This is a genomic window from Bifidobacterium sp. W8104 (genome assembly GCF_016100735.1).
Classification (GTDB): Bacteria; Actinomycetota; Actinomycetes; order Actinomycetales; family Bifidobacteriaceae; genus Bombiscardovia; species Bombiscardovia choladohabitans.
In genome coordinates this window covers 515,235-541,673 of record NZ_JACFRW010000001.1, presented here as the reverse complement: position 1 = coordinate 541,673, position 26,439 = coordinate 515,235, and the positions used below count along the sequence as shown (strand labels likewise).

Below are 26,439 nucleotides of genomic sequence, written 5' to 3'. Positions count from 1 at the left end.
AGGGGTCAGCGGCCCCCGAAGAGACCGCCCAGTCCGCCGCCGAGGTTGGGGGGCAGGTCCGGCAGGCCCTCGGGCATCTGCGGAGTCTCGGGGCGCTTGGCGAAGGCCGAACCGCCGGAGGATTTGCCCTTGCCGGACAGGCGCTCGCGTAAAGCCTTCTCTTCGGCCTCCCGCTTCATGGGATTGCCTGAACGGGAACCCTTGCGGCCTTTCTTGCCCTTTTTGCCCTTCTTGCCGCCGCCGGCGCCCATGCCGCCCAGGCCTGGGATCGAACGGCTGCCATTGGTCATCCGCTTCATCATCTTGGCCGCTTGCTCGAACCGCTGCAGCAGGCCGTTGACGGCCGAGACCGTGGTGCCGGCGCCATAGGCGATCCGGGCCCGTCGTGAGCCGTCGATGATGCTGGGTTCGCGTCGTTCCTGGGGAGTCATCGACTGGATGATGGCCTGGGTCCGATCCACCTCCTTTTCGTCGAACTGCTCAAGTTCCTTACGGTGCTGGGCCATGCCTGGGATCATGCCCAGGATGCTCTTGAAGGAGCCCAGCTTGCGGACCTGCTGGAGCTGCTCCAAAAAATCGTCCAGGCCGAAGCTGCCCTCGGACATCTTCCCGGCGGCCTTGCGGGCCTCTTCCTCGTCGAACTGGCGTTGGGCCTGCTCGATCAGGGTCAGGATGTCGCCCATGTCCAGAATGCGGGAGGCCATCCGGTCAGGGTGGAAGACCTCGAAGTCCTTGAGGCCCTCGCCGTTGGAGTCGAAGAGGATGGGCTTGCCGGTCACCGAGGCCACCGACAGGGCCGCGCCGCCACGGGCATCGCCGTCCAGTTTGGACAGCACCACGCCGGTGAAGTCCACACCCTGGTCGAAGGCCTTGGCTGTGGCGACCGCGTCCTGGCCGATCATGGCATCGATGACGAAGAGGATCTCGTCGGGGTGAACGGCGTCGCGGATATTGCGGGCCTGCTCCATCAGCTCCTGATCCACACCCAGTCGTCCGGCCGTATCAATGATGACCACGTCGTAGAGTTTGTCCTTGGCCACCCTGATCGAGTCGGCCGCCACCTTGACGGGATCGCCCGTGACCTGTCCGGGGGCCGCCAGCTCGGATCCGCTGGTCTGCACGCCCGGCTCGGGTGCATATACCGGCACTTCGGCGCGCTCGCCGACCACCTGGAGCTGGGTGACCGCGTTGGGCCTCTGCAGGTCGGCCGCCACCAGCAGGGGGGTGTGGCCGGCGTCCTTGAGCCAGTAGCCCAGCTTGCCGGCCAGTGTGGTCTTGCCTGCACCCTGCAGGCCGGCCAGCATGATGACCGTGGGTGGGTTCTTGGCGAAATTGAGCGGTCTATCCACCCCAGCGCCCAGGATGTCGGTCAGTTCGTCATAGACGATGGAGACCACCTGCTGGGCCGGGTTCAGAGCCTTGGAGACCTCCTCGCCCAGGGCGCGTTCCCGGATGCGTCCGGTAAAGGAGCGCACCACGTCCAGGGAGACATCGGCATCCAGGAGGGCGCGGCGAATCTCGCGGATTGTGCCGTCGATGTCGGCCTCGGTCAGCTTCCCCTTGGAGCGCAGATGGGTGAAGGCCTGGGAGAGCCGATCGGTCAAAGATGAAAATGCTGCCATAGTGCCCCAAGTCTACCTGTCAGCCGGGAGATTGGCTGTTGATTCCGTAAGGCCTACCTGGCCGGTTCTGATATGGAACGATGATTTTGTCCGGTAACAAAAGGCGTGTTACCCTAAATTTGCAACGTTGCAAATCAACATGAACTTGTCGGTCCGGCTCGCAGGGTGTCGATGTTCGATGCCCGGGGGCCGACGGGTTTCGAAGAAACGATGCAGGGTTGCCGGCATACGGGTGTGCCGGTCCCATCGAGAGGAGCAAGAGGGATTGTGAGTGTCTTCAAGGGAGAAAGACACGGGGGAGGTGGAACCCACATGCCCCTGTTTGCGCGGCGTTGGCTCAGGCTGTTGCTGAGCCTGGCGGCCATATGTGGCATGGTGGTCTCGACCGCAGGCTGTGGCGGCGGCGATCAATCCGCCAAGGAAATCTACTTCTGGAATGGTTTGACCGGCGATGACGGCCCGGCCATGCAGAAAATCATCAAGGCCTTCAATGCACAGAGCCCCGAGTACAAGGTGGTCTTCCAACCCATGAACGGCGGGGATCTGACCACCAAGATCTACAGCGTCATGCAGACCGGGAAGAACATCCCCGATCTGGTCATCAACGACTCGTTCTCCACTTCGGTACTGCAGAGCCAGGGGCTGCTCAACCCCTCGACGGTGTGGACCAAGTACCACCCGGAGCTCAAGGAATCGAGCTTCCTGCCGCAGGCCTGGCAGAACACCGTGGTCAAGGGCAAGTCCTACGGCATCCCCCTGTACATGTTCCAGATGGCCATCTATTACAACAAGGATCTGATCCACAAGTACGGCCTGGACTATATCCTGGACGACCGGCTGGTCACCACCGATGAGATCGCCTCCATGAAGGGCAAGCTGCCCAAGGACGTCTACGGGCTCTGCCTGGGCAACCTGCCCTGGGCCATGATGTCCCTGCTATACAGCACCGGCACCAACATCGAGGATGGTGTCAAGGACATGACCGGCCCAGGCTGGCGCAAGCCGCTCAAGGCACTGCGCGACCTCAACGACCAGGGCATGCTCTCGCCCATCGACAGCGACGGCGAGCAGGTCTTCGCCTCTGGGCATGCGGTCTTCGGCATGCTGGGCACCTGGGCGCAGGGCAACATGTCCTCCACCCTGGGCAAGGACAAGGTTGGCGAGATCAACACCCTCCAGTACGGCACCGAGCATCCCTCCAACTTCCTGTACCAGCAGAACTGGCTCCAGCTCAAGGACAAGAACCGGCCCGAGGCCAAGGTCAAAGCGGCCGCCGACTTTGTGGACTTCGTCTACAAGCATTGGATGATGTGGTCGGACGTGGGATCCATATCGCCGGCCTACCGTGACCTGAACAACCCGGAATACCAGAAGCTCATCCAGGCCTCCTTCACCAACGACAAGCGTGAGAGGCAGTGGATCAAGACATCCAACTACATCTATGGCGGCTATGCCACAGCCGGATGGGGATCCTTCATGGACATCGTCTATCGGAACATCTCCCTGGAGGAAGGTCTGAAGACGCTTGATCTGATGACCCAGGGCCAGATCCAGATTCAGGAGCAATCATGAGCGCACACGGCACAACCGCAGTCATGGATGGACGGGGCAAGCGTCGTCCGCTGGGACAGAAGTCCTTCTGGCATGCCTTCCCCTACATCGCCCCGCACATGGTGGTCTTCGCCATCTTCGGAGTCATCCCGATCTTCTTCGGCATCTACCTGGCCTTCACCAGGTGGAACCTGGTCGGTTCCCCCACCTGGGTCGGCCTGGACAACTTCAAGCTGATCTTCGACAAGTCCACCTACTTCTACTCCATCTTCTGGAGGGATATGTGGCATACGATCATCTTCGTGCTGATCAGCGTGCCCCTGACCATCATCGTCCCCCTGCTGCTGGCTTGGGCCCTGCAGACCAAGCACCTGAAGGGAGTGGGGCTCTTCCAGGCCATCTTCTACGTGCCTGGGCTGATCTCCGTGGCCGCAGGAGCCCTGGTCTGGCGGCTGGTCTTCAACTCCCAGTTCGGCCTGCTCAACACCACTTTCCGGTGGGACATCAACTGGCTGGGCAAGCAGCCCTGGGCCTGGATCGCCATCTTCGTCCTCAGCCTCTGGGGAGGTATCGGCGGCAACCTGATCATCTACCGGTCGGCCCTGTCCGGGGTAAGCCAGGATCTGTACGAGGCGGCTTCGGTGGACGGCGCCGGACCCATCCGGCAGTTCTTCAGCATCACCCTGCCAGCCATCAAGCTGCCGCTCTTCTATACGACCATCATGACCACGGGCGGTGCCTTCAACGTCTGGGGTCAGCCACAAATGCTGACCGGCGGCGGTCCTGCCTACACTTCGCAGGTGTTGCTGATGGACATCAGGAACCTGGCCTTCCCGCAGGGGCCTTCGGCTGCTGGCATGGCCTCCGCAATGGCCCTGCTGCTGGGGATCATCCTCATGCTGATCTCCCTGGTCCAGATATTCTTCATGAACAAGGAGGACTGACATGAGTTCGGCAACCCTTGATATGCCATCCCTGGGCAAGGGGCTCAAGGCTCCTGGCCCCAGCGCAACGGTTCCCGGCGGGGAGAACGTGCCCGAAAACCACCACAAGGTGCTCAAGCCTTCGCTGGTGGCCATCTATGCGGTGCTGATCGTCCTGGCTGTGGTCTGGATCATTCCTGTGGTCTACACCATCACGACATCGTTCAAGTCACCCCAGGAGTTCCTGAAGAACGCCTACAACTTCCTGCCCGCGCACTGGGTCACCGTCAACTATCTGACCCTGCTGCAGGCCTCGGCCTCCTACCCGGTCTTCAACTGGCTGGGCAACTCGCTGATCATCTCGCTGTCGCACGGCATCCTGGCGGTCTGCGTGGTGGCCCTGGCGGGGTATGGCTACTCCCGCATCAACTTCAAGGGCAGGGACACGCTCTTCTTCGTCCTCCTGCTCATCTCGATGTTCCCGGGCGTGGTCAACATGATTCCCTCCTACCGCATCGTGGCCACCTTCGGCTGGATCAACTCATACTGGTCCTGCATCATCCCCGGCTTGGGGAACGTGGCCAACATCTTCCTGGTGCGCAACTTCATGAAGGGGATCCCCAAGGAGATCGACGAGGCCGCCGAGATTGACGGCGCCGGCGACTTCCGCATCTTCCGCAGCATCATGCTGCCCTCCATCCGCCCAATCCTGATCGTGATCTTCCTGTTCGCCTTCACCGGCGCCTGGAACGACTTCCTCTGGCCCACCCTGGTCTTCAACGACATCAAGAAGACCCCGGTCACGGCCGGCCTGCAGCTGCTGGGCAACCAGATGATGCAGTACAACCAGATGGGCACGCTTTGCGCGGCCACCTGCCTGGCCATCATCCCGACCCTGCTGCTCTTCGTGTTCGCCCAGCGCTACTTCCTGCAGTCGCTGAACATCACCTCGGGTCTCAAGGGCTGAATCAGGAAAGGCGGCAACAATGGCAAAGGAAAACCGTAGGGATCATCTGGCGGGCAAGGACGTAGCGAGCAGAAGGACCGAGAAGATCATCCTCCTGGTGGCGGCAGCCATCAACGTGATCATGGCCTCGGTCACCATGTTCATCTACTCGCCCTGGTTCAAGGACGAGGGCTATGCCATCCTCGGCCGTGCCGGACGTCTGGCCGACGACATGGCCACAGTCAACGGCGCGGCCACAGTGGCCCAGTCCTACGGTTTTCTGCTGCTCATCCTTGGGGCGGTCTCCTTTATTGTGGCTCTGCGGGCCATGCGGCCCTCGACGATCGTTCGGGGGGTGCAGTATTGGATGATCTTCTGCATGGTCTTTTCCTTGGCCACGGCGGATTGGCTATCGCTGATCGCCTACGGCCTGGCCTTTGTCACCTATGTGGCCAGGAACAAGACCATCCGCCGGATCTCGTCGAGTCGAAGGTGACCAGCTCCTGGGGCCTGCGGCGCCCCTGATCGCTGCGCTTTCAACCCCCTCTGCATTGTACGAAGCCATCGGGCAATGCAGAGGGGATTTTGGTTTTTGAAGCAGTCTTCTTCGCGCGCCCTGTTGACATGACCCATGAACGTCTTCTATACTGAGTCGAAACGATTCGACATCTCGGGTGCATCGACGGAGATGGTCAGTGCCCTGCAGTCCGCCCGGAGTCGAAACCTTTCGACAAGTCGAATCGCGGTAACTGGATGCAAGGATGCAAGGAAGTTAGGAGCCATCATGAAGATCAGAAGAGGGATCGGGGCGGCCTTGGCCCTGGCCATGTCGATCCTGCCGCTGGCGGCCTGCGGATCTGGGGGCGATGCCCCCCAGGAAGCCCATCCGTCCAGCATCAAAATCTGGTACTACGAGGAGCCCAGCAGTGGTCAGGCCCGGGGCTGGCTGAAGGCTGCCGATATCTTTACCCGACAGACCGGCATCAAGGTGGATTTCGAGGTCAAGTCTTTCACTCAGATTGCCCAGAATGGCAGCCAGTTCCTCAACTCGGACGACGCCCCGGACGTCATGGAGTCCAATCGCGGCAACGGCTCGGCCGGGGTCCTGTCCACCCTGCAGCTGCTGACCGACCTGAAGCCCTATGTGCAGAAGTACGGCTGGGACAAGAAGGTGCGCGGCCAGGCGGCGGCAGTGGGCAAGTACGACAAGCGCGGCGTCATGGACGGGGATACCTGGTACGGGGTTTCCTCCTATGCGGAGATGCAGCGGGTCTACTACAACAAGGATCTCTTTGACAAGTACAAGATACCCATCCCGCAAACCTTTGACCAATTCGTGGCAGCCCTCAAGGCTTTCAAGAGCCACGGGGTCACGCCCATAGCGGCCGATGCCCAGGAATACGGGGTGCTTTGGCTCTGGTGGCAGCTGGCCATGACCAAGGCCGATGCCAAATTCGTCGACGACTGGCAGCTCTACAAGCATCCGGTCAACTGGCGAAGCAAGCCGCTGACCTTCGCAACCAACACCATCCGTGACTGGATCGACAAGGGATACATCTCCAAGAACGCCACCGGCATGAAGGCCGAGGACACGACCACGGCATTCATCAAGGGGACCTATCCCATCTACCAGACCGGCACCTGGAACCAGACCCGCTTCATGGAACAGGTGAAGAACTTCGACTGGACTGCCTCTATCTTCCCAGGGGCCAAGATGGTCGAGGGCTGCGCGGGCAACCTGTTGGTCATCCCGCAGAAGTCCCGGCGCAAGGATGCCGCGGCCCGCTATATCGACGTGGTCCTGTCCAAGGAGGTCCAGAACTACATCGGCAACAAGGGCGGCGTGCCGGTGGCGGCCGATACGGCAGCCATCACCAACCCCAAGAGCCGTGATCTGGTCAACGAATACACCAAAGCCTCGGACGCCAGCCGGATGAGCTACTATCCCGACTACCCTGCGCCCAACCTGACCGACGCCATGCCGGCCGCCTTCCAAGAGCTGGTCAACGGCACCAAGAGCCCCGACCAGGTTCTGGACACCCTGCATAAGAACTACGACGACGGCGTCGCCCAGCTCGATCTGGATGACGACTGAGCTGCGTCAATCCGCCAAGGAGAGTACAAGCATGTCTGACACACATAGCAGGAAGAAGGCGCAGTCCCGCATCCCGGGCAGTGCGCCCTCGCGGTTCGTTCCTTATCTGATTCCCGGCCTGATAGGCATTGTGGCCATCGTCATCGTGCCCATCTTCTGGAACATCTACCTGAGCTTCACCCGCTGGAGGGGGGTGGGGCCGACCAAATGGGTGGGTCTGCGCAACTGGCGACGGCTCATGGGCGACTCGACCTTCTGGGTCTCCTTCGGGCACACCCTCTGGATCATCGTGGCCATCGTCATCATTCCCACCGTCCTGGGCCTGCTGATTTCCTCGGCCCTGACCGACGTGATCCAGAAGAAGTTCGGCCCCCACACCTCTTCGACCCTGCGGGCACTCTACTACCTGCCCCAGGTTCTGCCTGTGGCCGTGGCCACCATCATCATGGGCTGGATCTTCCGGCCTGAAGACGGAGCGGTCAACGACCTGCTGACCAAGATCGGCCTGGGCGGCCTGGCCCACAACTGGCTGGGTTCGACCACCACGGCCCTGCCCATCCTCATGGTCATCCTGATCTGGATCCAGCTGGGCTACCCCATCGTCATCTTCATGTCCGGACTGCAGCGGGTGGACCCCGAGCTCTACGAGGCGGCCAGTCTGGACGGGGCCAACTGGTGGCAGAAGTTCCGCGTCATCACCCTGCCCTCGATCATTCCCGAGCTGCTGGTGGTCATCCTCACCTCCACCATCGGCGCACTGAAGACCTTCGCCCCGGTCTATCTGCTGACCAAGGGTGGGCCCGGAACATCCACCATGGTTCCCTCCTACTACTCCTACAACCAGTTCTTCCAGGTGCAGCAGGTGGGTTACGGCGCCGCCATCTCGACATCCCTGACCGTGGTCATCGTCATCTTCTCCATCGTCTTCACCATCGTGCAGAAGCGCGTGCAAAAGAGCATCGCCTGAGGAAGGCTAGGAAGCACATCATGAATAATCAAGCCACACTGCAAGCCGACGCCCGGGTGTCCTCCCGGCACGCCCATAGAATCCGCACCTGGGGGAACTGGGTCGGTCTGGTCCTGCTGATCGCAGGAGCCGTAATCATGCTCTTCCCCCTGCTGATCCTGGTCCTGAACGCATTCAAGACCACGGCAGACTACAACGCCACGGGCCCCCTGTCCGTGCCCGCGCACTTCAGCATGGACGGCATCATCTCCTTCTGGAACAAGAGCAATTTCCCGCTCAAGCTGGGCAACTCCCTGCTGATTTCCCTGGTGGTTGCGGTGGTCGGGGTCCTGCTCTCGGTCCTCAACTCCTTCGCCCTGGGCATCGGCAGGGTCAAGGGCAACACGGTCATCCTCCTGTTCATCATGCTGGCCAACATGGTTCCCCAAGAGGCCCTGCTCTACCCGCTCTACGTCATGTTCAAGTGGATGGGCTTCTATAACTCCCAGTGGTCCATCATCATCATCTTCACCATCATCCAGAGCGCCTACGGCACCTACCTGCTCTCCTCGGTCTACGGGACCTTCCCCCAGGCCATCCTGGAGGCGGCCACCGTCGACGGGGCCTCGCGCTGGCAGATTCTGCGCAAGATCGTGCTGCCGGTGTCCTGGTCGACCATCAGCGTCCTCTTCGTCTTCTTCTTCATCTGGACCTGGAACGAGTACATGATTCCCATGGCCTTCCTGATGAGCGAGAAGACGCAGACCATCCCGCTGGCCCTGGCGACCATGCAGGGGCAGCACACCATGGCTGCCACCGACCTGGCCTCCGCCTCCCTGCTCAGCATCATCCCCACCATCATCTTCTTCATCTTCTTCCAGAGGAAGCTCTCGCAGGGGATAGTGGCGGGCGCCGTCAAGTAATCGCCGCTGCACAAGTACACTGAACATGGCCGCCTGCTGCAAGAAGGCAGAGGAGGGGAGCGGGCGGCCCGAATACGAAAGGCAATCACAACCATGGGTATGACCATGCCGAACTTCACCAACGGTCTTGAGGCGCTGACCCGCCCATCCGCAGACCGCACCCGCTGCATCAACGCCGAGAATCCTCGGGGAGGCAAGGGCAGTGCAGCCATGACGGCCAGCAATCTCGGTCCATCCAGAAAGGGGACCCCCTGCCTCAGGAACATTCCTCCCGGGCAGGACATGGTCCTGGCCGACCTGTCCGGCGCGGGCGAGATCCGCCATATCTGGATGACCGTGACCGATGCCACCTCGCCCACCGGACCCAACGTCCTGCGCAATCTGATTCTGGAATGCTATTGGGATGGCGAGCAGACACCCTCCGTCTGCGTGCCTCTGGGCGACTTCTTCTGCTGCGGCCACGCCCAGGCCTGCAGGGTGGAGTCCGTGCCTGTGGCCGTCTACCCGCGCCGGGGTTTCAACTGCTACTGGCCCATGCCCTTCCACGACGGGGCCCGGATCGTCCTGCGCAACCGGCACAACGAACCCATTGAGGCCTTCTTCTACCAGATCGACTACGTGGAGAAGGACGAGCTGCCCGAGGAGGTCATGACCTTCCATGCCCAGTGGCGCCGTCAGCGTGTCACCGAACTGGGTCAGGACTACGTGATCCTGGATGGGGTGCATGGTCGGGGCTCCTACGTGGGCACCTATCTGGCTCTGACCGCTTTGGAGAGCCGCTGGTGGGGCGAGGGCGAGGTCAAGGTCTACCTGGACGGGGACAAGGACTATCCCACCTGGTGCTCCACAGGCAGCGAGGATTACTTCGGCGGTGCCTGGAGCTTTGCCGGGCAGGATCCTGATGGCCGGATGCACGAGGTCACCTACAGCGGGGCCTACATGGGATTTCCCTTCCATTCCCGGCAGTTGGACAACCGCGAATCCCAGTACTGGGATGCTGATACCCCGGTGACCAGGGGGTTCTACCGTTGGCACATCCCCGACCCCATTATTTTCAGCAGCGACATCAAGGTGACCTTGCAACAGATAGGTGTGGACGAACAGGGTTACTTCGAGCGTCAGGACGACCTGGCCAGCGTGGCCTACTGGTACCAGCAGGAGCCCCATCAGCCCTTCCCGCAAAATGTGCTGGAGACAGGGGAGCGGGATCGTCGGCCCCGTTGAGTCTATCGGCTGATGGAGGAGCGGTCGATCAGCCTGGGTCGCTCCAGTTGGACCCGCCCGGCCAGGGAAGCCCCCTCCTCCACAGCCTGGGTCAGCAGATCCGCAGCCTTGGCACACAGTGAACGGGGTGTGAGGGGCATCTCAGAGATGCCTTGAAGCTCAAGAGTAGGGCTCACCTTGCCTGCAGCGCAGGACAGAACGGCCACGTCATCGGGAATGCTCATGCCGTCCGAGCGCATACGGACCACCACAGTGTCCAGCAGGGAGGGGCGGATCTGACCAATCAGGCCATCAATGTGGCCGTGATGGATGACGTCCAGCACCTGCTGGGTGTAGGCCAGATCGCTGCCGGCAGGTCCCGGTTGAAGCTGCAGATCCATGCCCAAGCGACGGGCCCAGGTCTTGAGACTGCGTAGCAGGATAAGGCGGAAGCCGGACCCGCGCCGGTATTCGCCCTCCAGGTCCTCCAGAAAGAGCAGGCGTTTGCGCCCCGCTCGGGCCATGGCTTCCACCGCCATGCGGCCCATCAGATCAAAGTCCAAATCCACACAGGCGCAGGCCGCATGCTGCCGAGGCACTCCCAGGGCCACGCAGGGGTGTCCGTATGAGGCGGCCTGGGCGGCACGGATGTCATCGTCCACCAGATCCATCAGGACCACCCCGTCAGCCAGATTGCTACGGGTGACCCGCCGAATGTCTTCAACACCATTCTCAGCGGTCAGCAGCAGGGAGTCGTAGCCGCGAGCATGCTCGCAGCTGGCCATCTCGATGAAGTAATCCGCGTAGGAGGCCCGGTTCTGTCCGGGGCGCAGGGGGGCGCTCAGGGCGACGATCTGGTTGCGCTTGGCCCGCAGCATCCGGGCGCCGGCATCCGGGGCGTAGTCCAGTTCGTCGGCGGCCTGCATGATCCGCTGGTAGGTTTCCGGAGAGACGGGGCGCTTGCCGGAGAAGGCATAAGATACTGTACTGACCGAGACCCCGGCCCTTCTGGCGACGTCGCGTATGTCGGACATGGGTTCAGCGGCTCAGATCCCAGGTACTGCCAGCGGGTGTGTCCGCAACGGCCACGCCGGCCGCCGTCAGCTGGTCCCGGATGGCATCGGCACGGGCGAAGTCATGATCCTTTCGCGCCTGTTCGCGTTCCTGCAGCTGTTGGCCTACCAAGGCATCCAGGGTGTCCATGGCCCGATCGTCATGGTCGGCTGCCGCCCTGGCCCAGTGGGGGTCGAGTGGATCAAGTCCGAAGACATCCAGCATTGCTCTGACCTGGAGCAGGGCATTGGCCAGCCACTTCCGGTCCGGCGTTTCAGAATCGGCATCCATTGCCGCGTTGGCTTGACGGATCAGCGCATAGAGGGCAGCCAGACCGCCGGAGACGTTGATGTCGTCATTCATGGCCTGCACAAAGTCTTCTGGCAGATCGTCCGCGCCCAGTCCAGCCACTCGGTCACGCTCGGGCTGTGCTCCCAGGATTCGTCCGGCCCGGTCCACGAAGTTGCTGATGCGTTCGTAGGCGCCCTGGGCCTCCTGCAGGGACTGGTCGGACCATTCCAGCATGGATCGGTACTGCACAGAGACCAGGGCGTAGCGCACCACCCAGGCCGGATGCTGCGACAGGACCTGGTCCACGGACAGCCCGTTGCCCAGGGACTTGCTCATCTTCTCGCCCTTCTGGGTCACCCAGGCCGTGTGCATCCAGCGATGGGCGAATCTCCAGCCGGCCGCGTGCGACTGGGCCATCTCGTTCTCGTGGTGGGGGAATCGCAGGTCCAGGCCACCTCCGTGGATGTCGAACTCCGCACCCAGATAGCGGTGGCTCATGGCCGAGCATTCCAGATGCCAGCCCGGCCGACCTGTGCCAAAGGGTGTTTGCCAGCGAGCCGTGGGTGGATCGGTGGGCTTGGGCGCCTTCCAAAGTGCAAAGTCGCGGGGGTCGTGCTTGCCGGGCTCCTCATCGGTGTCGGCAGTCTGCTCATCGGTGTCAATGCTGGGTCCCAGCCGATCGTTGGCGGCGGCTTGTTCGTCGGTCGGTTGTGTGCCGGTCTGCTGGTGGGTCAGGGCACCATACTCAGGCCAGGAGGCCACATCGAAGTAGACGTTGCCTGATGGACGGCCCTGCTCGTCCGGCACCACATAGGCGTGGCCATGGTCGATGATGCGCTGTATGAGGTCGATCATCTCGGGGATGTGTCCGGTGGCCCTGGGTTCGTAAGTGGGTGGCAGAACCCCCATGGTCTCGTAGGCATGGGTGAATTCGCGTTCGTAGATGTAGGCCCGCTCCCACCAGCGCTGGCCGTTGGCCGCCGCCTTGGTCAGGATCTTGTCGTCGATGTCAGTCACGTTCCTGATCAGGGTCACCCGGTATCCCAGCCTGAGTAGCCAGCGCCGGATCACGTCGAAGGCCAGTGTGGTCCTGATATGGCCAATGTGGGGCGAGCTCTGCACCGTGGCCCCGCACACGTAGATGCCAACCTTGCCCGGTTCGATGGGTCGGAAGGGGGTCACCTGGTGATCAGCCGTGTCATACAGACGCAGACCAGCTGCGGCCAGACTGACTGAAGCCTTGGAATCATGCGGTTGCGAACTCGTATCCATATCCTTGAGCCTATCAAGGCTTGCTGACCGTCCAAGAGGAAATGCCGAGCCTGTGGACCCGGCCCGACGGCACATGTGCAAGAATGGAATCATGGCGAAACCTAGGGTGCTGGTGCTCCAGCATGTTGATTGGGAGAAGCCGGGTCGCATTCTCGACAACCTCCAGGAGTGCGGGCTGGACACCGAGATCACCAATATCGTGGACGAGAAGAAGCCCAGGCTGCCGCGCTCGCGTGAGTTGGCGGGACTGGTCATCATGGGCGGGCCCATGTCGGCTGACGATTATGAGCATCACCCCGGACTCAAGGCGGAGACCAAGCTGGCCAAGGCGGCAATGGCTGCCAACAAGCCCATTCTGGGGATTTGCCTGGGTCATCAGATTCTGGCGCGGGCCCTGGGAGGCACCCTGATGCGGGACCAGGAGCCCGAATACGGCATGGGGCCCATCCGCTGGGTGGGGCAGGACGACGACGTGGCCATGTGGAGCAAGAACACGGATGTGCTGCACTGGCATGCCGACCAGGTCACCCTGCCGCCTGGGGCCAAGCTCCTGGCCCGTTCTCAGGCAACCAAGGTTCAGGCTTTTCGGCTCGGGTCAGCTCTAGGCTTGCAATTCCACCTGGAGGTGACGGCGCCCATCTTCGAGGAGTGGATGCAGGTGCCGAGCATGGTCGGCACGATGAAGAAGTCCAAGATCGCTAAAATGCGCGAGGAATTCATCAAGGGGTTGCCGCAGATGCAACCCCTGGCCGACGCAATCTTCTCTGCCTTTGCGGCCCGGTGCTCGACCCAGGCCGCCCAGCTGGCTGCCGCCTGAGGCTACTCCAGCTCCTCCCCGATGGTCAGCCACTCCTCCTCCAGCTGGTCCGACTGCCCGGTCAGATCCTTGAGCTTGCTGTTGAGCTCGTTGAGACCCTGGTAGTCGCCGGGGTCGTGCTCGGCCATCTGTCGTTCAAGATCCTTGCGCTGATCGGCCAGCTTGGCCAGCTTGCGTTCGATGGCAGAGGCCTGCTTGCTCAGATTTCGCCTGGCGACACGTTCGGCCTTGGCCTGATCGGGATTCCCGGTCTCCTTGGCTGATGCCCGGCCCGGTGCATCCGCAGCCTCCCGATCGGCCGAATCGACCATATCCAGGTAGTCCTGGACACCGCCGGGCAGATGGACCACCTTGCCGTCAATCAGCGCGAACTGCTGGTCGGTCACCCGCTCCAGCAGGTAGCGATCGTGGGAGACCACGATCAGGGTGCCCGGCCATGAGTCCAGCATGTCCTCCATGACGGCCAGCATGTCGGTATCCAGGTCGTTGCCAGGCTCGTCCATGACCAGCACGTTGGGCTCGTCCAGCAGGATGAGCAGGAGCTGCATGCGGCGCTTCTGCCCGCCAGACAGGTCGCCGATCCTGGTCATCAACTGGGAGCTTTCAAAGCCCAGGCGCTCCATCAGCTGGCTGGGGGACACCTCCTTGCCCTCCACCAGATAGGTGGGCTTGTAACGGCTGAGGACCTCCTTGATCCGATAGCGATCCAGTTTCTCCAGCTCGTCCAGACGTTGGGTCAGCACCGCAAAGCGGACTGTCTTGCCCACCTTGACGTGTCCTGCTGTGGGAGCCACGCTGCCGTCAATCAGACCCAGCAGAGTGGACTTGCCGGCCCCGTTGGCGCCTACGATGCCAAACCGGTCGCCAGGGCCGATCAGCCAGGTCACATCGTCCAGGACCTTGTGTCCGCTGATGGTCAGGGTGTCGGCCGCTGCAGTGCCCGGACGGTCCTGGTCGTCTTCGCCATCCTTGTCGGGATCTGCGGCCACGGTCACCGAGCCCATCAGAGGGCGCTCGGCATGAGGGGAGGGGACCCGGTCGTTCTTGTTCCCATCGGCATCAGAGTCGGCCTCCGGATAGATCTTGGTCACGTCGACCAGATCCACCACCTGCTTGCCCAGGCGGGAGGTGGCCATCCGCTTGAGCTCCAGGCTGTTGCGCATGGGTGGCACGTCGGCGATCAGTTCCTGCGCGGCCTTGACATGGAACTTCTGCTTGGTCGAGCGGGCCCGGGCGCCCCGGGTCAGCCAAGCCAGTTCCTTGCGGGCCAGGTTGCGGCGCTTGGTCTCGGCCAGATCCGCCTGGCGCTCGCGCTCGACCCGCTGGAGCATGTAGGCGCTGTAGCCGCCCTCGAAGGGGTCGATGGTTCCGTCATGCACCTCCCACATGGAGGTGCAGACCTCGTCCAGGAACCAGCGGTCGTGGGTGACCAGCAGGAGGGCTCCGGAATTCCTGGACCAGCGGTTCTTCAGGTGCTCGGCCAGCCAGTGGATGGTGAGCAGGTCCAGATGATTGGTCGGCTCGTCCAGGGCCAGGATGTCCCAATCCCGGAGCAGCAGCCGGGCCAGGTCCACCCTGCGGCGCTGGCCGCCGGACAGGGTGCCCACCTTGGCCTCCAGCTCCATGCCGCCCAGGAGGGACTCGACGATTTCGCGGGATCTGGGGTCGGCAGCCCACTCGTAGTCCTGTCGGTTCTCCAAGGCCGCCTTGCGGACCGTGTCCTCGTCCTTCAGGGGATCACGCTGGTCCAGCATGCCGAAAGTGAGACCATTGCGCATGGTCACCCGGCCCTGATCGGGTTCCTGGGTGCCTTTCAACAGGTGCAACAGGGTGGACTTGCCGTCGCCGTTCCGGCCCACGATGCCGATCCGGTCACCCTCGAAGATGCCCTGAGTCACATCCGTAAAGATGGTTTTGGTGGCGAATGACAGAGCGACATGTTCCAGACCGAGATCATAGATGGGCATGATTCCCCAATCTACCGCCAGCCTTGGATGGAAGTCCCGGGAATCAGCGATCGGTGATCTGGGAACCCAGTACCTTCTCACTCAGGGCCCGGGGTCCCCGGGTGACGGCTACGGCGCCCGACCGGACCAGCTCGATGATGCCGAAGGGCCGCAGCAGCCGCAGCAGGGCCTCCAGTTTGCCCTCGGCCCCGGTTGCCTCGATGGTCAGGGACTCGGGGTGGACGTCGACCACGCGCACGCGGAAGAGTTTGACGATCTCCAGCACGTCGGAGCGGTTGCGCTCGTTGGCTTTGACCTTGATCATGACCAGCTCGCGTTCCACGGCCTCGTCGCCCTTGAGCTCGACGATCTTGAGCACATGCAGGAGCTTGTTGAGCTGCTTGATGATCTGCTCCAGGGGGACGGCCTCCACGTCTGCAGTGACCGTGATCCGGGAGATGTCGTCCCGCTCAGTGGACGAGACGGACAGGGAGTTGATGTTGAAGGCGCGCCGGGCGAACAGGCCGGCCACCCTGGCCAGGACGCCGGGGCGGTTCTCGACCAGGACGGAAAGGGTGTGCCGTTCGGAACCGGGCTTGGATGCTGGATAATTGGCCATGTGGTGCCCCTTTCCTACTTGTTCATCCGACCGGCAGCGTCGCTGGCCATGGCTGCACGGTCGGCTCCGGTCTGCTCGCGCGGCTCGGGCTGTTCCTGCTCCGGACGGATGCCGGCCAGGGGCTGCACTCCCGGCTTGTAGATGATGGTGTCGTTGGAAGCGCCTGCCGGGACCATGGGCCATACCATGGCATCCTTCCAGACGCGGAAGTCGATCAGGACCGGCCGGTCGGTCACCGCGTTGGCCTTATCGATGGCCTCCAGGGCCTGCTCCTGGGTATAGGCCCGCAGTCCCAGGCAGCCATAGGCCTCGGCCAGCTTGACGAAGTCGGGGATGCCGTTGCCGTCTGTGGGCCTGGCGCCGCCGTCCTCCAGGTTGGTCTGGGAGTAGTGGCTGCCATAGAAGAGGGTCTGCCACTGACGGACCATGCCGTAGACCGAATTGTTGAGTATGGCGATGCGGATGGGCAGTCCCGCCTGCCCGGCCGTGGCCAGCTCCTCGGAGGTCATCTGGAAGGATCCGTCCCCGTCGATTAGCCAGACGGGCCGCGGATCTTCCTCTTCCCTGGTGCCGATTGCCGTGCCGATGGCGGCGGGCAGACCGTAGCCCATGGTTCCCAGCCCGCAGGAGGAGACCCAGGAACGGGTGCGCTCGAAGTCGATGAACTGGCTGGCCCACATCTGGTGCTGACCCACGCCGGATACCCAGATGGTATCCGGATCGGCCTTGTTGCTCAGGGTCTGTACCACCCACTGGGGGGCCAGGATGCCGTCCGGGCTGGGCTCAAAGGTGGTTGGGTAGTCATGCAGCCAGCCGTCGATCAGCCGCCACCAGGGCTTGAGGTCGGGCTTGCCCCAGGTGTGCTGGGCCGCCTTGAGGGCCGGGATCAGATCGTCCAACACCTGTCCCACGTCCCCGACTATGGGTACGTCCGCCTGCCGGTTCTTGCCGATCTCGGCCGGGTCGATGTCGATGTGGATGACCCGGGCCACCGGTGCGAAGTCCTCCAGGCTGCCGGTCACCCTGTCGTCGAAGCGTGTGCCCACGGCCACCAGCAGGTCGGAGTGCTGGATGGCCCCGTTGGCGGCCACCGTGCCGTGCATTCCGGGCATTCCCAGAACTGCTGGATCGGAGTCGGGTACGATGCCCCGCGCAGGCAGGGTGGTGACCATGGGGGCACCTGTGGCTCGCACGAGTTCCTGGACCTGCCGACGCGCGTCGGACCGGACTGCGCCGCCGCCCACATAGAGAACGGGCCTGTGTGACTGGACCAGGAGCCGGGCGGCATCGTCCAGGACGTGCCCGTGGGCCCGCGTCACCGGGTTGTAGCCGGGCAGGATCATCTCCTGGGGCCAGGAGTAAAGCATTTTGCCGTTCTGGGCCGTCTTGCTCAGGTCCACCACCACCGGGCCGGGCCTTCCCGAACGGGCGATGTGGTAGGCCTCGGTCATGACCCGGGGGATGTCCTGGGCCTTGGTCACCAGATAGGAGTGTTTGGCCACCGGGTAGGTGATGCCCACGATGTCGGCCTCCTGGAAGGCGTCGGTGCCGATGGAGTCCACACCCACCTGACCGGTCACCACCACCAGGGGAACCGAGTCCATCATGGCATCGGCTATGGGGGTGACCATGTTGGTGGCCCCGGGGCCGGAGGTCACCAGGCAGACTCCGACCTTGCCCGTGGAGACGGCGTAGCCCTCGGCTGCGTGGCCGGCGGCCTGCTCGTGACGGGTCAGTGTGAAGTTGAAGCGCACCTGCTCGTCGATGGCGTCGTAGGCGGGCAGAATGGCCCCTCCTGGAACGCCGAAGACCTGGGTGACCCCCAGATCCTCCAGGGACCGAATCAGCGCCTGGGCTCCCGTCATGGGCTCGCCTTGGGCGGGGACATCCTTGTCGTCATGGTCCCAGTTCTTGGGTACCGAGCTGAATGCTTGCAGAGGTGTCGGCAGACTCATGTTTCCTCTCGACCTCCAGACTGCGCGCCGACCTGCGGCCGTGCATGTCGAAATACGAACCTGTCGGAGCGTCGGCGGGGTGGGCGGACGAATCCCGATCAGGAGGAGGCACCTGTGCCGTTCGTGACGGCGTGTCTCCGGGTTATGCCCATAGTCTAAACAGGGGTCTGGTCGGGGCGTTGGCGCAGTACCGCATACCGGAATTCCGACAGGAACTTCAGGCTGATTGCTCGGCGCGCAGGGTCGCAAGCAGATCCTGGTCGTCCAGCCGCTTCCACCCCTGGGCGGCAGCAGCCAGCTGGGCCTTCCGCTTGCTGCTGGCCCGGCCCTTGCCGATCACGGTCCCGCCGTCCTCCAGGCGCAGCTCGGCGGTGAAGACCTGGGCGTATTCCGGCCCGGAGACCGCCATGGCGTACCGGGGTTCGCCCAAGCCCAGCTTGTGGGCCTTGACGGTGATCGAGGTCTTCCAATCCAGTGCCGGCCCCTCGGTGGCCACCTCGGCCAGGGTATCGTCAAGAAGGGTATGGACCGTGGTCCTGGCCCCCTCGATGCCGTGCTCCACGAAGACCGACCCGATCAGCGATTCGACGGTGTCACAGAGTATGGAGTCCTTGTCGGCCCCGCCGTTCTCGCTCTCTCCCCGCCCCAGAAGAATATACTTCCCCAGGTGCAGCTTTTGCCGGGCGATGGCCGACAGGGCCTCCTCGGAGACCGCCTTGGCCCGCATCTTGGCCAGCTGGCCCTCGGTCATGTCCGGATGAACCTTGTATAGGGTCTCGGTGGCCACCAGTTCCAGAACCGCATCGCCCAGGAACTCCAGCCTTTCGTTGTTGGGCATGCCCGGGTGCTCATGGGCGAAGGAGCGATGGGTCAGGGCGTGTACCAGCAGCTCCGGGCTGATTCTGCCGCCCAAGGCCTGGAAGAGCTCCTCAGCTGCCTGGTTGCCGGGATCCGCCTGCCCCTGTTCCTCCTGCCGCATATGGTCTTCCTGATCCTTCCTGGAGTGCCCTGTCTGCATGGCCCCCCTCGCTTTCTCGGCCTTGCCGTCCGATGATATGGAAAAACCCCTGCCACCCGTCGATGGCCGGGGTTCTCTCGTTGCGTGTCGAACGCTTATCGGCTCACTTGCTGAACTGCGAACGAATGGCGTCGCGGTAGACGCGCCCACGGTACATGCCGCAGCTGGGGCATGCCATGTGCGGCAGCGCAGGAGCTCCGCAGTTGGGGCAGGTCACCGTAGCGGCGGCCTGGGTCTTCCAGTTGGCGCGCCGCGAATGGGTGTTGGCGCGCGAGGTCTTGTACTTTGGCAGTGCCATATTGTCCTCTGTTTCGATCGAATACTTCGAGCTTAAGCGTAGAGCAGTCTACCGCAACCTCCGGTCATTCGCCAGTTCGGCCGTCGCTGCCGGGGTTCTCCTCCTGCTCCAGACGCTGCTTGAGTCCCTCAAGGGCAGCCCAGCGGTCGTCCATTATCTCGTGGTGGTGATCGGGATGGTCATTCAGGTCCATGCCACACTGGGGGCACAGGCCCCGGCAGTCGGGTCGGCACAGGGGCTGCAGGGGGAGGGCTTCCACAAGTGTGTCGCGCAAGAGGGCCTCCAGATCCATGAAGGCGCCCCCGCTGGCCAGAGGATAGGTCTGGCCGCTGGCCTCCTCCTGTTCGGCCAGGATCTCCTCCTTGCCATGGGTCGGCTCCGGCTCGGGCTCCTTGTAGGGGAAGAAGACCACCGGATCGTCCTGGATACTGGTATCCACAGGCCTGAGGCAGCGGGTGCATTCGGTCTTCAGGGGCACGCTGATGTGGGCCTGCAATAAAAGTCCGTCCACTAGCGAGTCGATGTCGCCCTTCACATGCACGGGTGTTCCTGCCGGGATGCCTACCACCTGGTCGCCAATGCCTTCCGGGGCTGGAAAATCGCGGTCCACCCGGGTGCTCTGCCCTGCCCGCGTCGACACCTGGGCCACTGACACCGCCCAGGGGGAATCCTCCGGTCTGCTCATCCCTGCGTCTCCTTTCCCTGGTCCGAGACTGACGCGTTCATGCTACGCGCTGCCTCCTGCTCACGCTGGTGGAGAACCTCCAGGCCGGCACGCACATCCTGGCTCATCTTGCCCAGCTGGGTGTCAAGCTCGCCCATGACCTGGGCGGCATACCCATCGGCCCCCTGGACCAGACGGTCTGCCTGGGCCTGGGCCGTGTCGATGATGGTCTGGGCCTTCTGTCGGGCTATGGCCACTACATTCTCCTGGCCGGCCAGGAAGCGGGCCTGCTCGCCGGCCTCCTTAACGATGTCTGCAGCCCGGCTCTGGGCGTCGGATACGGTGGCGTTGGCCTGGGTCTGCGCCGTGTTCAGCCGACGCTCCGCCTCCCTCATGAGTGCCGAGGCCCGCTCCAGTTGCACCGGCAGCATTTTCTTGAGTTCGTTGAGGTCGTCGGCCAGCTCGTCTCTGTCCACCTTGACCAGTCCCGGGCTGAAAAGCGGGGCCTTGGCCTCATCCAGCATGGCCTGGATCCGGTCGATGATGTCATAGACGGTGGTGAATTCCGATCGGGGGTTCCCGCTCTCGCTTCGATCCTCCTGCAGGTCGGGCAGGTCCTTCATGTCGACTGCGGGCTTGGGAGCGCTGGCTCTGGTCGAGTCGTCGATAGGCTCGCCATCGTCCCTTTCCTGGGTCTGCTCGTTCATCTTTGACTCTTTTCCGTGTGCGGTGTGTCCCTGTGCAATGTGCCTATCAGCGCGTCCACGACGCTGTCGGGGACCATGCCGGTGATGTCCCCGCCATGTCTGGCCACGTCCTTGACGATGGTGCTGGAGATGTGCTCCCTCACCGGATCGGCTGGCAGGAAGAGCGTCTCCACCCCGGACAGCTTGCGATTGACCAGGGCCATGCCCAGCTCGGCCTCATAGTCCCCGTTCTGCCTCAGTCCCTTGACGATGACCGATGCGCCTACCTTACGGCAGTAGTCGGTGATCAGGCCATCGGTGGAGGCTACGGTGATGTTCGGGTACCCGTCCTCGTCCAGGGCCTGGCGGATCATGGCCACCCGCTCCTGTTCGCTGAACATGGGGGTCTTGGCGGCGTTGACGGCCACAACCACGTGGACCGTCTCGAAGAAGCAGGCGCAACGTTCGATCACATCCATGTGGCCGGAGGTGACCGGATCGTATGAGCCAGGGCATACAGCGATAGTCATGATTCTCAGCGTAGCGCGTCATAGGGAGCGAACGTGTAGCTCACCGCCGTACCATGGATGTCATGACTGCAAGCAAGAGCATTCGCATGGAGGATCCGGAGCGGGAGCAGAACCCCGACCAGGGCACTGGCACGGCCGTGCTGGACCGTCCGGACACCGAGACCGCTGAGAAGACCCGGCTGAACGACCAGGGCGATGCCGACCGGTTCGCCCACTACGTCTCCCGTGAGCGCATCGCCGAGTCCAAGCTGACCGGCCGGCCTGTTGTGGCCCTCTGCGGCAAGGTCTGGGTGCCCAAGCACGACCCCTCCCAATACCCGGTCTGCCCGGACTGCAAGCGCATCTACGAGCAGATGACCGGCGGCGGCCACTGAGCGCCACTGAGTGGTCCAGGCTGCTTCAGGACCGCTTGCCCAAGGCGATACGGTCGATCATCTCCAGCTCTTCCTGGCTGAAATCGGCCGACTGGACGGCCTTGAGATTGTCCAGGATCTGCTCGGGCTTGGAGGCGCCGATGAGCACTGAGGTGACAGCAGGGTCCCTGAGCAGCCATGCCAGGGCCATTTCTGCCAGACTCTGGCCGCGTTGGCGGGCCAGCTCGTTCAGATCCTGAATCTGCTTCAGCCGCTGGGGGGTCAGGGCGGACTCCTTGAGGAAGCGGCCGTCGGCCCGAATCCGGCTGTCCTCGGGAATCCCGTGCAGGTAGCGGTCGGTCAGCAGCCCCTGGGCCAGCGGGCTGAAGGTGATCAGCCCCTTCTTCTCTTTCATCACCGCCTCTTTGAGACCGTTGTCCTCGATGGTTCTGTCGAAGATGGAATAGCGGTTCTGGTTGATGACGAAGGGGACGTGCATCTCGGTCAGGATGGCCGCAGCCCGTGCCATGGTCGGCCCGTCGTAGTTGGACAGTCCCAGGTAGAGGGCCTTGCCACTGGTGACCGCCTGGGCCAGGGCACCCATGGTTTCTTCGAGAGGCGTATCCGGGTCGGGGCGGTGGTGGTAGAAGATGTCCACATAGTCAAGTCCCAGCCGTTTCAGGCTCTGGTCCAGTCCGGACAGCAGATGCTTGCGTGAGCCGAGGTTTCCGTATGGGCCGGGCCACATTTCATAACCGGCCTTGGTGGAGATGACCAGCTCCTGGCGATGGTGGCTGAAGCATCGCCGCAGGATGATCCCCATGTTGCGCTCGGCGGCGCCTGGTTCGGGCCCGTAGTTGTCGGCCAGGTCAAAGTGGGTGATGCCGTGGTCGAAGGCCGTCGTGCACAGCTTCTGCATACGGTCAAGTGGTGTGGTGTCGCCGAAGTTGTGCCAGCAGCCCAAGCAGATGGGCGGCAGTTTCAGGCCGCTGTCGCCGCAGGTCCGGTAGGTTGTGGAATCGTATCGGTTCGGGTCGGGCTGGTAGGTTTCGCCTTGCATATTCATCAGATGCTCCTAACCAGGGTGGGCAGGACCGGCTCACCCTTCATCAGGCTCAGGGCGTTGATGGGCAACTCCTCAAGGGCCTTGGCCCGATGCTCCCGGGCATCCAGGACCGCCTGCCCGCCCTGGAACTCCGGCATGCTCTGGCCATGGTCCACATAGGTGACCAGCAGATCCCGCCAGTCCTGTTCAGGCGTAAAGGCTGCCAGCGCATCCTCAGCACCCGAGATGACGTGCTCGGCGTCGGCCACCCCGTTGTGGTAGGAGCGGTAGGCCAGCTTGCGTCCCGGCACCGAGGCCTTGCCCACCGACTTTTTGGCTACGGCCTGCATGACTCCGGAAGAGTTCTCGCGCTCGGTCAGCTTGTAGACCATGGCGCAGGTGGGGGCTCCCGAACCGGTGACCAACATGGTGCCCACCCCGTAGGAGTCCACCGGAGCGTCCTGCAGGGAGGCGATGGCGTATTCATCCAGATCGTTGGTGACGGTGATGGTGGCCTTGGTGGCTCCCAGGGAGTCCAGCTGGGCGCGGACCTGCTGGGCCAGCGAGCCCAGGTCTCCGGAGTCGATGCGGACCCCGCCCAGCTCAGGTCCGGCCACCTCGACGGCCGTCCTGACGGCCTCCTCGATGGAGTAGGTGTCGGTCAGCAGGGTGGTCCCCTTGCCCAAGGCCTGGATCTGCCCCTGGAAGGCCTCGCGCTCGTTGTCATGCAGGAGGGTGAAGGAGTGGGCTGCGGTTCCGATGGCCTTGAAGCCGTATCGCTTGGCCGCCAGCAGGTTTGAGGTCCCTTGGAATCCGCCGACTATGGCCGCTCTGGCCGCCGCCACGGCCGCGTATTCGTTGGCCCGGCGCGCACCCATGTCCATGCAGGGCCTGCCCTTGGCCGCGGTGACCATACGGGAGGCGGCCGAGGCCACGGCGGAGTCGTAGTTGAGTATGGACAGGATCAGGGTCTCCAGCAGGGTGCACTCGCCGAAGCCGCCTTCGACCTGCAGGATGGGGGAGTCGGGGAAGAATATCTCGCCCTCCCTGTAGCCGCGGATGGTTCCTGTGAAGCGGAAGTGCTCCAGCCAGTCGATGGTGGTCGGGCTGACGATGTGGCGGTCGGACAGGAAGCGAAGTTCATCCTCGCTGGGGTGGAAATCCGCCAGCGCATCCAGAATCCGTCCGGTGCCGGCCACCACTCCGTAGCGGCGCCCCGCCGGCAGGTGTCGGGTGTAGACCTCGAAGACGGATCGTCGCCCGGCCGTACCGTCCTGCAGGGCGGCATCCAGCATGGTGTATTCATACATGTCGGTCATCAGAGCCGTAGAGGTTCCGGTGACCCTACTACTGTTTTCGGCGTTCATATCTTCCCCTTTGTGGGTGGAAAAGCCCTTGGTTGGCCCCCAGTCTAATCCTCTGCCGACCTACTGGCTCGCCCTGTCCTCGCAAGGTCGGGCTAAGCTGGTCCGCATGAGATTCGTCGTGGGCATCTACCGATTGCTGATCGCCTTTTTCTGCCTGGGCGGCACCTTCGAGGCCTGGCTGCTTGGGATCGGCAATAAGTGGGTCTATTTTACTTTCCAGACCAATATCGCCCTGGGTCTGGTCATGCTCTGGGCCGGAGCGGCCACCCTGCTCAAGGGCATCCAGCCCCCCTCCTGGCTCAAGGGCTGCCTGACGCTCTACATCGTCATCACCGGGCTGGTGGCCATCCTGGTCCTGGGGCTGAACAGCACGGACTACAAACTGGTCCTGGGCATCAGGACCACATGGATGATTCACGTCATCAGCCCAATCATGGCAACGGTGGACTTCCTCTTGTTCGACCCTCATCGTCGCTTCCGCTGGCACAATGTGCTGACTTGGCTGATCTATTTCCCCTTCTATGTAGCCTTTGTGCTGATCAGGGCCGCCATCTGGCCTCATTCGGGACCGCAGCCGGACGGCGACCCTTATCCCTATGCCTTCTTGGACCTCGGACATCTGGGCTGGGCCCAGTTGACGGTCAACATGGCTGAGTACCTGGTTGTTTTCTTCGCCCTGTCGCTGGTCATCTTCCTGATTGATCGCATTCTGCCGGCCAAGACACCGCTGACCATTGATCGGTAGACGGTTGACGGAATAATAGGGACCAGACCAGGGGAGCCTGGGCGAAACGGGAAAGGATCATCACTGATGGTTGCTATCAAGGACATGCTCCAGGAGGGTGCCGTGCTGCGGCCTGACGGCAGGGCGGCTGATGAGTTGCGACCGGTCGTCATCACCAGGCATTGGACGGAGGCCCCCGAGGGATCGGTGCTGATCGAGTGCGGCAAGACCCGGGTCATGTGCACGGCCTCCTTCACGCCGACGCTGCCCCGTTGGCGCAAGGACTCCGGCCTGGGCTGGGTCACTGCCGAGTACGCCATGCTTCCCAGGGCCACCAGCGACCGGACTGCGCGAGAATCGGTCCGGGGAAAGGTTGGCGGCCGCACCCAGGAGATCAGCCGGCTGATAGGCCGTTGCTTGCGCGGTGTGGTGGATATGAAGGCTCTGGGCGAGAATCAGATTCAGCTTGACTGCGATGTGCTTCAGGCCGACGGCGGCACCCGTACAGCCTCGGTCACCGGTGCCTATGTGGCCATGGTCGACGCCCTCAGATGGGCCCAGGACCACCACCACATCCGCAGCGCCGACAAGGTGACCAAGGATTGCGTCTCGGCCGTCTCGGTGGGCATCATCGATGGCAAGCCCATGCTCGACCTTCCCTATTTGGAGGACAGCCGGGCCATGACCGATATGAACGTGTCCATGACCGGCTCCGGCGACTTCATAGAGGTACAGGGAACAGCGGAGCATCGCCCGCTCACCCGTCAGGAGCTCGGTCTCCTGCTGGACCTGGCAACCAAGGGGAACAAGGAGCTTCAGGCCGCTCAGCGCAAGGCCCTGGCATCCGACTGACGCCCGGAGCGGGAATTTCAGCGAGGAGGATCGGTATGGGGCAGGCCAGAAAAGTGGTTGTAGCCACGCACAACGAGGGCAAACTCAGTGAGCTTCGTCGCATACTCGACGGTTTCCTGGCCGATGAGGGTCAGAGGATCGAGCTGGTTTCGGCCGGCCAGTTGGGCCTGCCCGATCCGGTAGAGACGGGCACCACTTTTCAGGAGAATGCACTTCTCAAGGCTGGGCAGGCCGCTCGGGCGTCAGGTCTGCCCGCGCTGGCGGACGACTCGGGGCTGGTCGTTGATGTGATGGGTGCCGCCCCGGGAATCCTTTCGGCACGGTGGAGCGGCCGCCACGGTGACGACCAGGCCAACTTGGAGCTCTTGCTGAACCAGCTGAACGACATTCCCGACGATCAGAGGGGAGGGCGGTTTATCTGTGCTGCTGCCCTGGTCGTTCCGGATGTGCCGGGGTATGCCGTCCGGGGGTCTCAGGTGACCAGGGTCGGCGAGATGCCCGGAAGCATCATCCGCCAGGCGCGAGGGGACAATGGGTTCGGCTACGACCCGATCTTCGTGCCCCTTGATCAGCCTCGGCGCGCCAGCGGCCAGCAGCCGCTGACTTCGGCGGAAATGACCGCGGATGAAAAGAACGCCATTTCGCACAGGGGCAAGGCCCTGGAGGCCATCATGCCGATTCTCGTCAACTGGGTGCTGGGCGGCGGCCACCTTAAAGGCTGATAAATCCATATAGATTCC

General features: G+C 63.0%; 26 protein-coding genes. 13 read left to right on the top strand and 13 right to left on the bottom strand.

The annotated features are described in order from the left end of the window. Nucleotides 1–5: 5 nt before the first annotated feature. Nucleotides 6–1,622, bottom strand: coding sequence for a signal recognition particle protein (gene ffh, locus H3U89_RS02045; protein ID WP_198178717.1), 1,617 nt, complete (start codon nt 1,620–1,622; stop codon nt 6–8). A 312-nt stretch (nt 1,623–1,934) separates the two neighbouring features. On the opposite strand from ffh, the gene H3U89_RS02040 reads away from it, so the two are divergent. The 8 genes from H3U89_RS02040 (at nt 1,935) to H3U89_RS02005 (ending at nt 10,230) form a co-directional block, all read left to right on the top strand. After that, nucleotides 1,935–3,194 carry an ABC transporter substrate-binding protein gene (locus H3U89_RS02040; protein ID WP_198176846.1) on the top strand — a complete coding sequence of 420 codons (1,260 nt, stop codon included), beginning with the start codon at nt 1,935–1,937 and terminating at the stop codon, nt 3,192–3,194. Further along, nucleotides 3,191–4,117, top strand: coding sequence for a carbohydrate ABC transporter permease (locus tag H3U89_RS02035; RefSeq protein ID WP_229281630.1), 927 nt, complete (start codon nt 3,191–3,193; stop codon nt 4,115–4,117). The genes H3U89_RS02040 and H3U89_RS02035 overlap by 4 nt, the downstream gene beginning before the upstream one ends. A gap of 1 nt (nt 4,118) precedes the next feature. Further along, the gene (locus H3U89_RS02030; protein ID WP_232339242.1) at nt 4,119–5,063 is read left to right on the top strand and encodes a carbohydrate ABC transporter permease; all 945 of its coding nucleotides are present in this window, start codon (nt 4,119–4,121) and stop codon (nt 5,061–5,063) included. A 19-nt stretch (nt 5,064–5,082) separates the two neighbouring features. Continuing rightward, a complete protein-coding gene (locus H3U89_RS02025; RefSeq protein WP_045935034.1) occupies nt 5,083–5,538 on the top strand; it encodes a hypothetical protein in 456 nt (151 codons plus the stop codon). 288 nt (nt 5,539–5,826) lie between these two features. Continuing rightward, on the top strand, nt 5,827–7,137 hold the full coding sequence (locus tag H3U89_RS02020) for an ABC transporter substrate-binding protein (protein ID WP_198178719.1): 1,311 nt from the start codon (nt 5,827–5,829) through the stop codon (nt 7,135–7,137). Nucleotides 7,138–7,168: 31 nt separating this feature from the next. Then, on the top strand, nt 7,169–8,104 hold the full coding sequence (locus tag H3U89_RS02015; RefSeq protein WP_024627639.1) for a carbohydrate ABC transporter permease: 936 nt from the start codon (nt 7,169–7,171) through the stop codon (nt 8,102–8,104). A 20-nt stretch (nt 8,105–8,124) separates the two neighbouring features. Next, a complete protein-coding gene (locus tag H3U89_RS02010) occupies nt 8,125–9,006 on the top strand; it encodes a carbohydrate ABC transporter permease (protein WP_154313179.1) in 882 nt (293 codons plus the stop codon). Nucleotides 9,007–9,099: 93 nt separating this feature from the next. Then, the gene (locus H3U89_RS02005) at nt 9,100–10,230 is read left to right on the top strand and encodes a glycoside hydrolase family 172 protein (protein WP_198178721.1); all 1,131 of its coding nucleotides are present in this window, start codon (nt 9,100–9,102) and stop codon (nt 10,228–10,230) included. A 2-nt stretch (nt 10,231–10,232) separates the two neighbouring features. Here the strand turns inward: H3U89_RS02005 and H3U89_RS02000 are convergent, their stop codons facing one another. Both H3U89_RS02000 and cysS read right to left on the bottom strand, forming a co-directional pair. Then, nucleotides 10,233–11,243: a LacI family DNA-binding transcriptional regulator gene (locus H3U89_RS02000; RefSeq protein WP_198178723.1), complete on the bottom strand. Its 1,011-nt coding sequence runs from the start codon at nt 11,241–11,243 to the stop codon at nt 10,233–10,235. A 4-nt stretch (nt 11,244–11,247) separates the two neighbouring features. Further along, nucleotides 11,248–12,825 carry a cysteine--tRNA ligase gene (cysS, locus tag H3U89_RS01995; protein ID WP_198178725.1) on the bottom strand — a complete coding sequence of 526 codons (1,578 nt, stop codon included), beginning with the start codon at nt 12,823–12,825 and terminating at the stop codon, nt 11,248–11,250. 91 nt (nt 12,826–12,916) lie between these two features. Here cysS and H3U89_RS01990 point away from each other — a divergent pair, with 91 nt between their 5' ends. Continuing rightward, on the top strand, nt 12,917–13,642 hold the full coding sequence (locus tag H3U89_RS01990; RefSeq protein ID WP_198178727.1) for a type 1 glutamine amidotransferase: 726 nt from the start codon (nt 12,917–12,919) through the stop codon (nt 13,640–13,642). A 2-nt stretch (nt 13,643–13,644) separates the two neighbouring features. Here H3U89_RS01990 and H3U89_RS01985 read toward each other — a convergent pair whose 3' ends face one another. From H3U89_RS01985 to coaD, 8 genes are all read right to left on the bottom strand, one after another. Beyond that, nucleotides 13,645–15,609: an ABC-F family ATP-binding cassette domain-containing protein gene (locus H3U89_RS01985; RefSeq protein ID WP_198178729.1), complete on the bottom strand. Its 1,965-nt coding sequence runs from the start codon at nt 15,607–15,609 to the stop codon at nt 13,645–13,647. Nucleotides 15,610–15,652: 43 nt separating this feature from the next. Next, nucleotides 15,653–16,207 (bottom strand): acetolactate synthase small subunit, encoded by a 555-nt coding sequence (ilvN, locus tag H3U89_RS01980; RefSeq protein WP_029677724.1) that lies wholly within the window; start codon nt 16,205–16,207, stop codon nt 15,653–15,655. Nucleotides 16,208–16,221: 14 nt separating this feature from the next. Further along, nucleotides 16,222–18,162, bottom strand: a complete 1,941-nt coding sequence (locus H3U89_RS01975; protein WP_198178731.1) for an acetolactate synthase large subunit — start codon at nt 18,160–18,162, stop codon at nt 16,222–16,224. Nucleotides 18,163–18,379: 217 nt separating this feature from the next. Next, nucleotides 18,380–19,141, bottom strand: a complete 762-nt coding sequence (rnc, locus tag H3U89_RS01970) for a ribonuclease III (RefSeq protein ID WP_198179463.1) — start codon at nt 19,139–19,141, stop codon at nt 18,380–18,382. 142 nt (nt 19,142–19,283) lie between these two features. Then, nucleotides 19,284–19,478 carry a 50S ribosomal protein L32 gene (rpmF, locus tag H3U89_RS01965; protein ID WP_015021378.1) on the bottom strand — a complete coding sequence of 65 codons (195 nt, stop codon included), beginning with the start codon at nt 19,476–19,478 and terminating at the stop codon, nt 19,284–19,286. A 64-nt stretch (nt 19,479–19,542) separates the two neighbouring features. After that, nucleotides 19,543–20,163 (bottom strand): YceD family protein, encoded by a 621-nt coding sequence (locus H3U89_RS01960; protein ID WP_154313171.1) that lies wholly within the window; start codon nt 20,161–20,163, stop codon nt 19,543–19,545. After that, nucleotides 20,160–20,849 carry a cell division protein gene (locus H3U89_RS01955; protein WP_154313170.1) on the bottom strand — a complete coding sequence of 230 codons (690 nt, stop codon included), beginning with the start codon at nt 20,847–20,849 and terminating at the stop codon, nt 20,160–20,162. Before H3U89_RS01955 ends, H3U89_RS01960 begins: the two co-directional genes overlap by 4 nt. Beyond that, on the bottom strand, nt 20,846–21,358 hold the full coding sequence (coaD, locus tag H3U89_RS01950; protein WP_154313169.1) for a pantetheine-phosphate adenylyltransferase: 513 nt from the start codon (nt 21,356–21,358) through the stop codon (nt 20,846–20,848). Before coaD ends, H3U89_RS01955 begins: the two co-directional genes overlap by 4 nt. Nucleotides 21,359–21,420: 62 nt before the next feature. Between coaD and H3U89_RS01945 the strand changes: the two genes are divergently transcribed. Beyond that, nucleotides 21,421–21,732, top strand: coding sequence for a DUF3039 domain-containing protein (locus tag H3U89_RS01945; RefSeq protein WP_232345433.1), 312 nt, complete (start codon nt 21,421–21,423; stop codon nt 21,730–21,732). A gap of 25 nt (nt 21,733–21,757) precedes the next feature. On the opposite strand, the gene H3U89_RS01940 is transcribed toward H3U89_RS01945, so the two are convergent. Continuing rightward, nucleotides 21,758–22,777, bottom strand: coding sequence for an aldo/keto reductase (locus H3U89_RS01940; RefSeq protein WP_198178733.1), 1,020 nt, complete (start codon nt 22,775–22,777; stop codon nt 21,758–21,760). After that, nucleotides 22,777–24,123 (bottom strand): nicotinate phosphoribosyltransferase, encoded by a 1,347-nt coding sequence (locus H3U89_RS01935; protein WP_198176835.1) that lies wholly within the window; start codon nt 24,121–24,123, stop codon nt 22,777–22,779. The genes H3U89_RS01940 and H3U89_RS01935 overlap by 1 nt, the downstream gene beginning before the upstream one ends. 106 nt (nt 24,124–24,229) lie before the next feature. On the opposite strand from H3U89_RS01935, the gene H3U89_RS01930 reads away from it, so the two are divergent. The 3 genes from H3U89_RS01930 (at nt 24,230) to rdgB (ending at nt 26,421) form a co-directional block, all read left to right on the top strand. After that, a complete protein-coding gene (locus H3U89_RS01930; RefSeq protein ID WP_198178735.1) occupies nt 24,230–24,868 on the top strand; it encodes a Pr6Pr family membrane protein in 639 nt (212 codons plus the stop codon). A 66-nt stretch (nt 24,869–24,934) separates the two neighbouring features. After that, the gene (gene rph, locus H3U89_RS01925; protein ID WP_198176833.1) at nt 24,935–25,699 is read left to right on the top strand and encodes a ribonuclease PH; all 765 of its coding nucleotides are present in this window, start codon (nt 24,935–24,937) and stop codon (nt 25,697–25,699) included. Between the two features lie 35 nt (nt 25,700–25,734). Then, nucleotides 25,735–26,421, top strand: a complete 687-nt coding sequence (gene rdgB / locus H3U89_RS01920; protein ID WP_198178737.1) for an RdgB/HAM1 family non-canonical purine NTP pyrophosphatase — start codon at nt 25,735–25,737, stop codon at nt 26,419–26,421. The last annotated feature ends 18 nt before the right edge of the window (nt 26,422–26,439 follow it).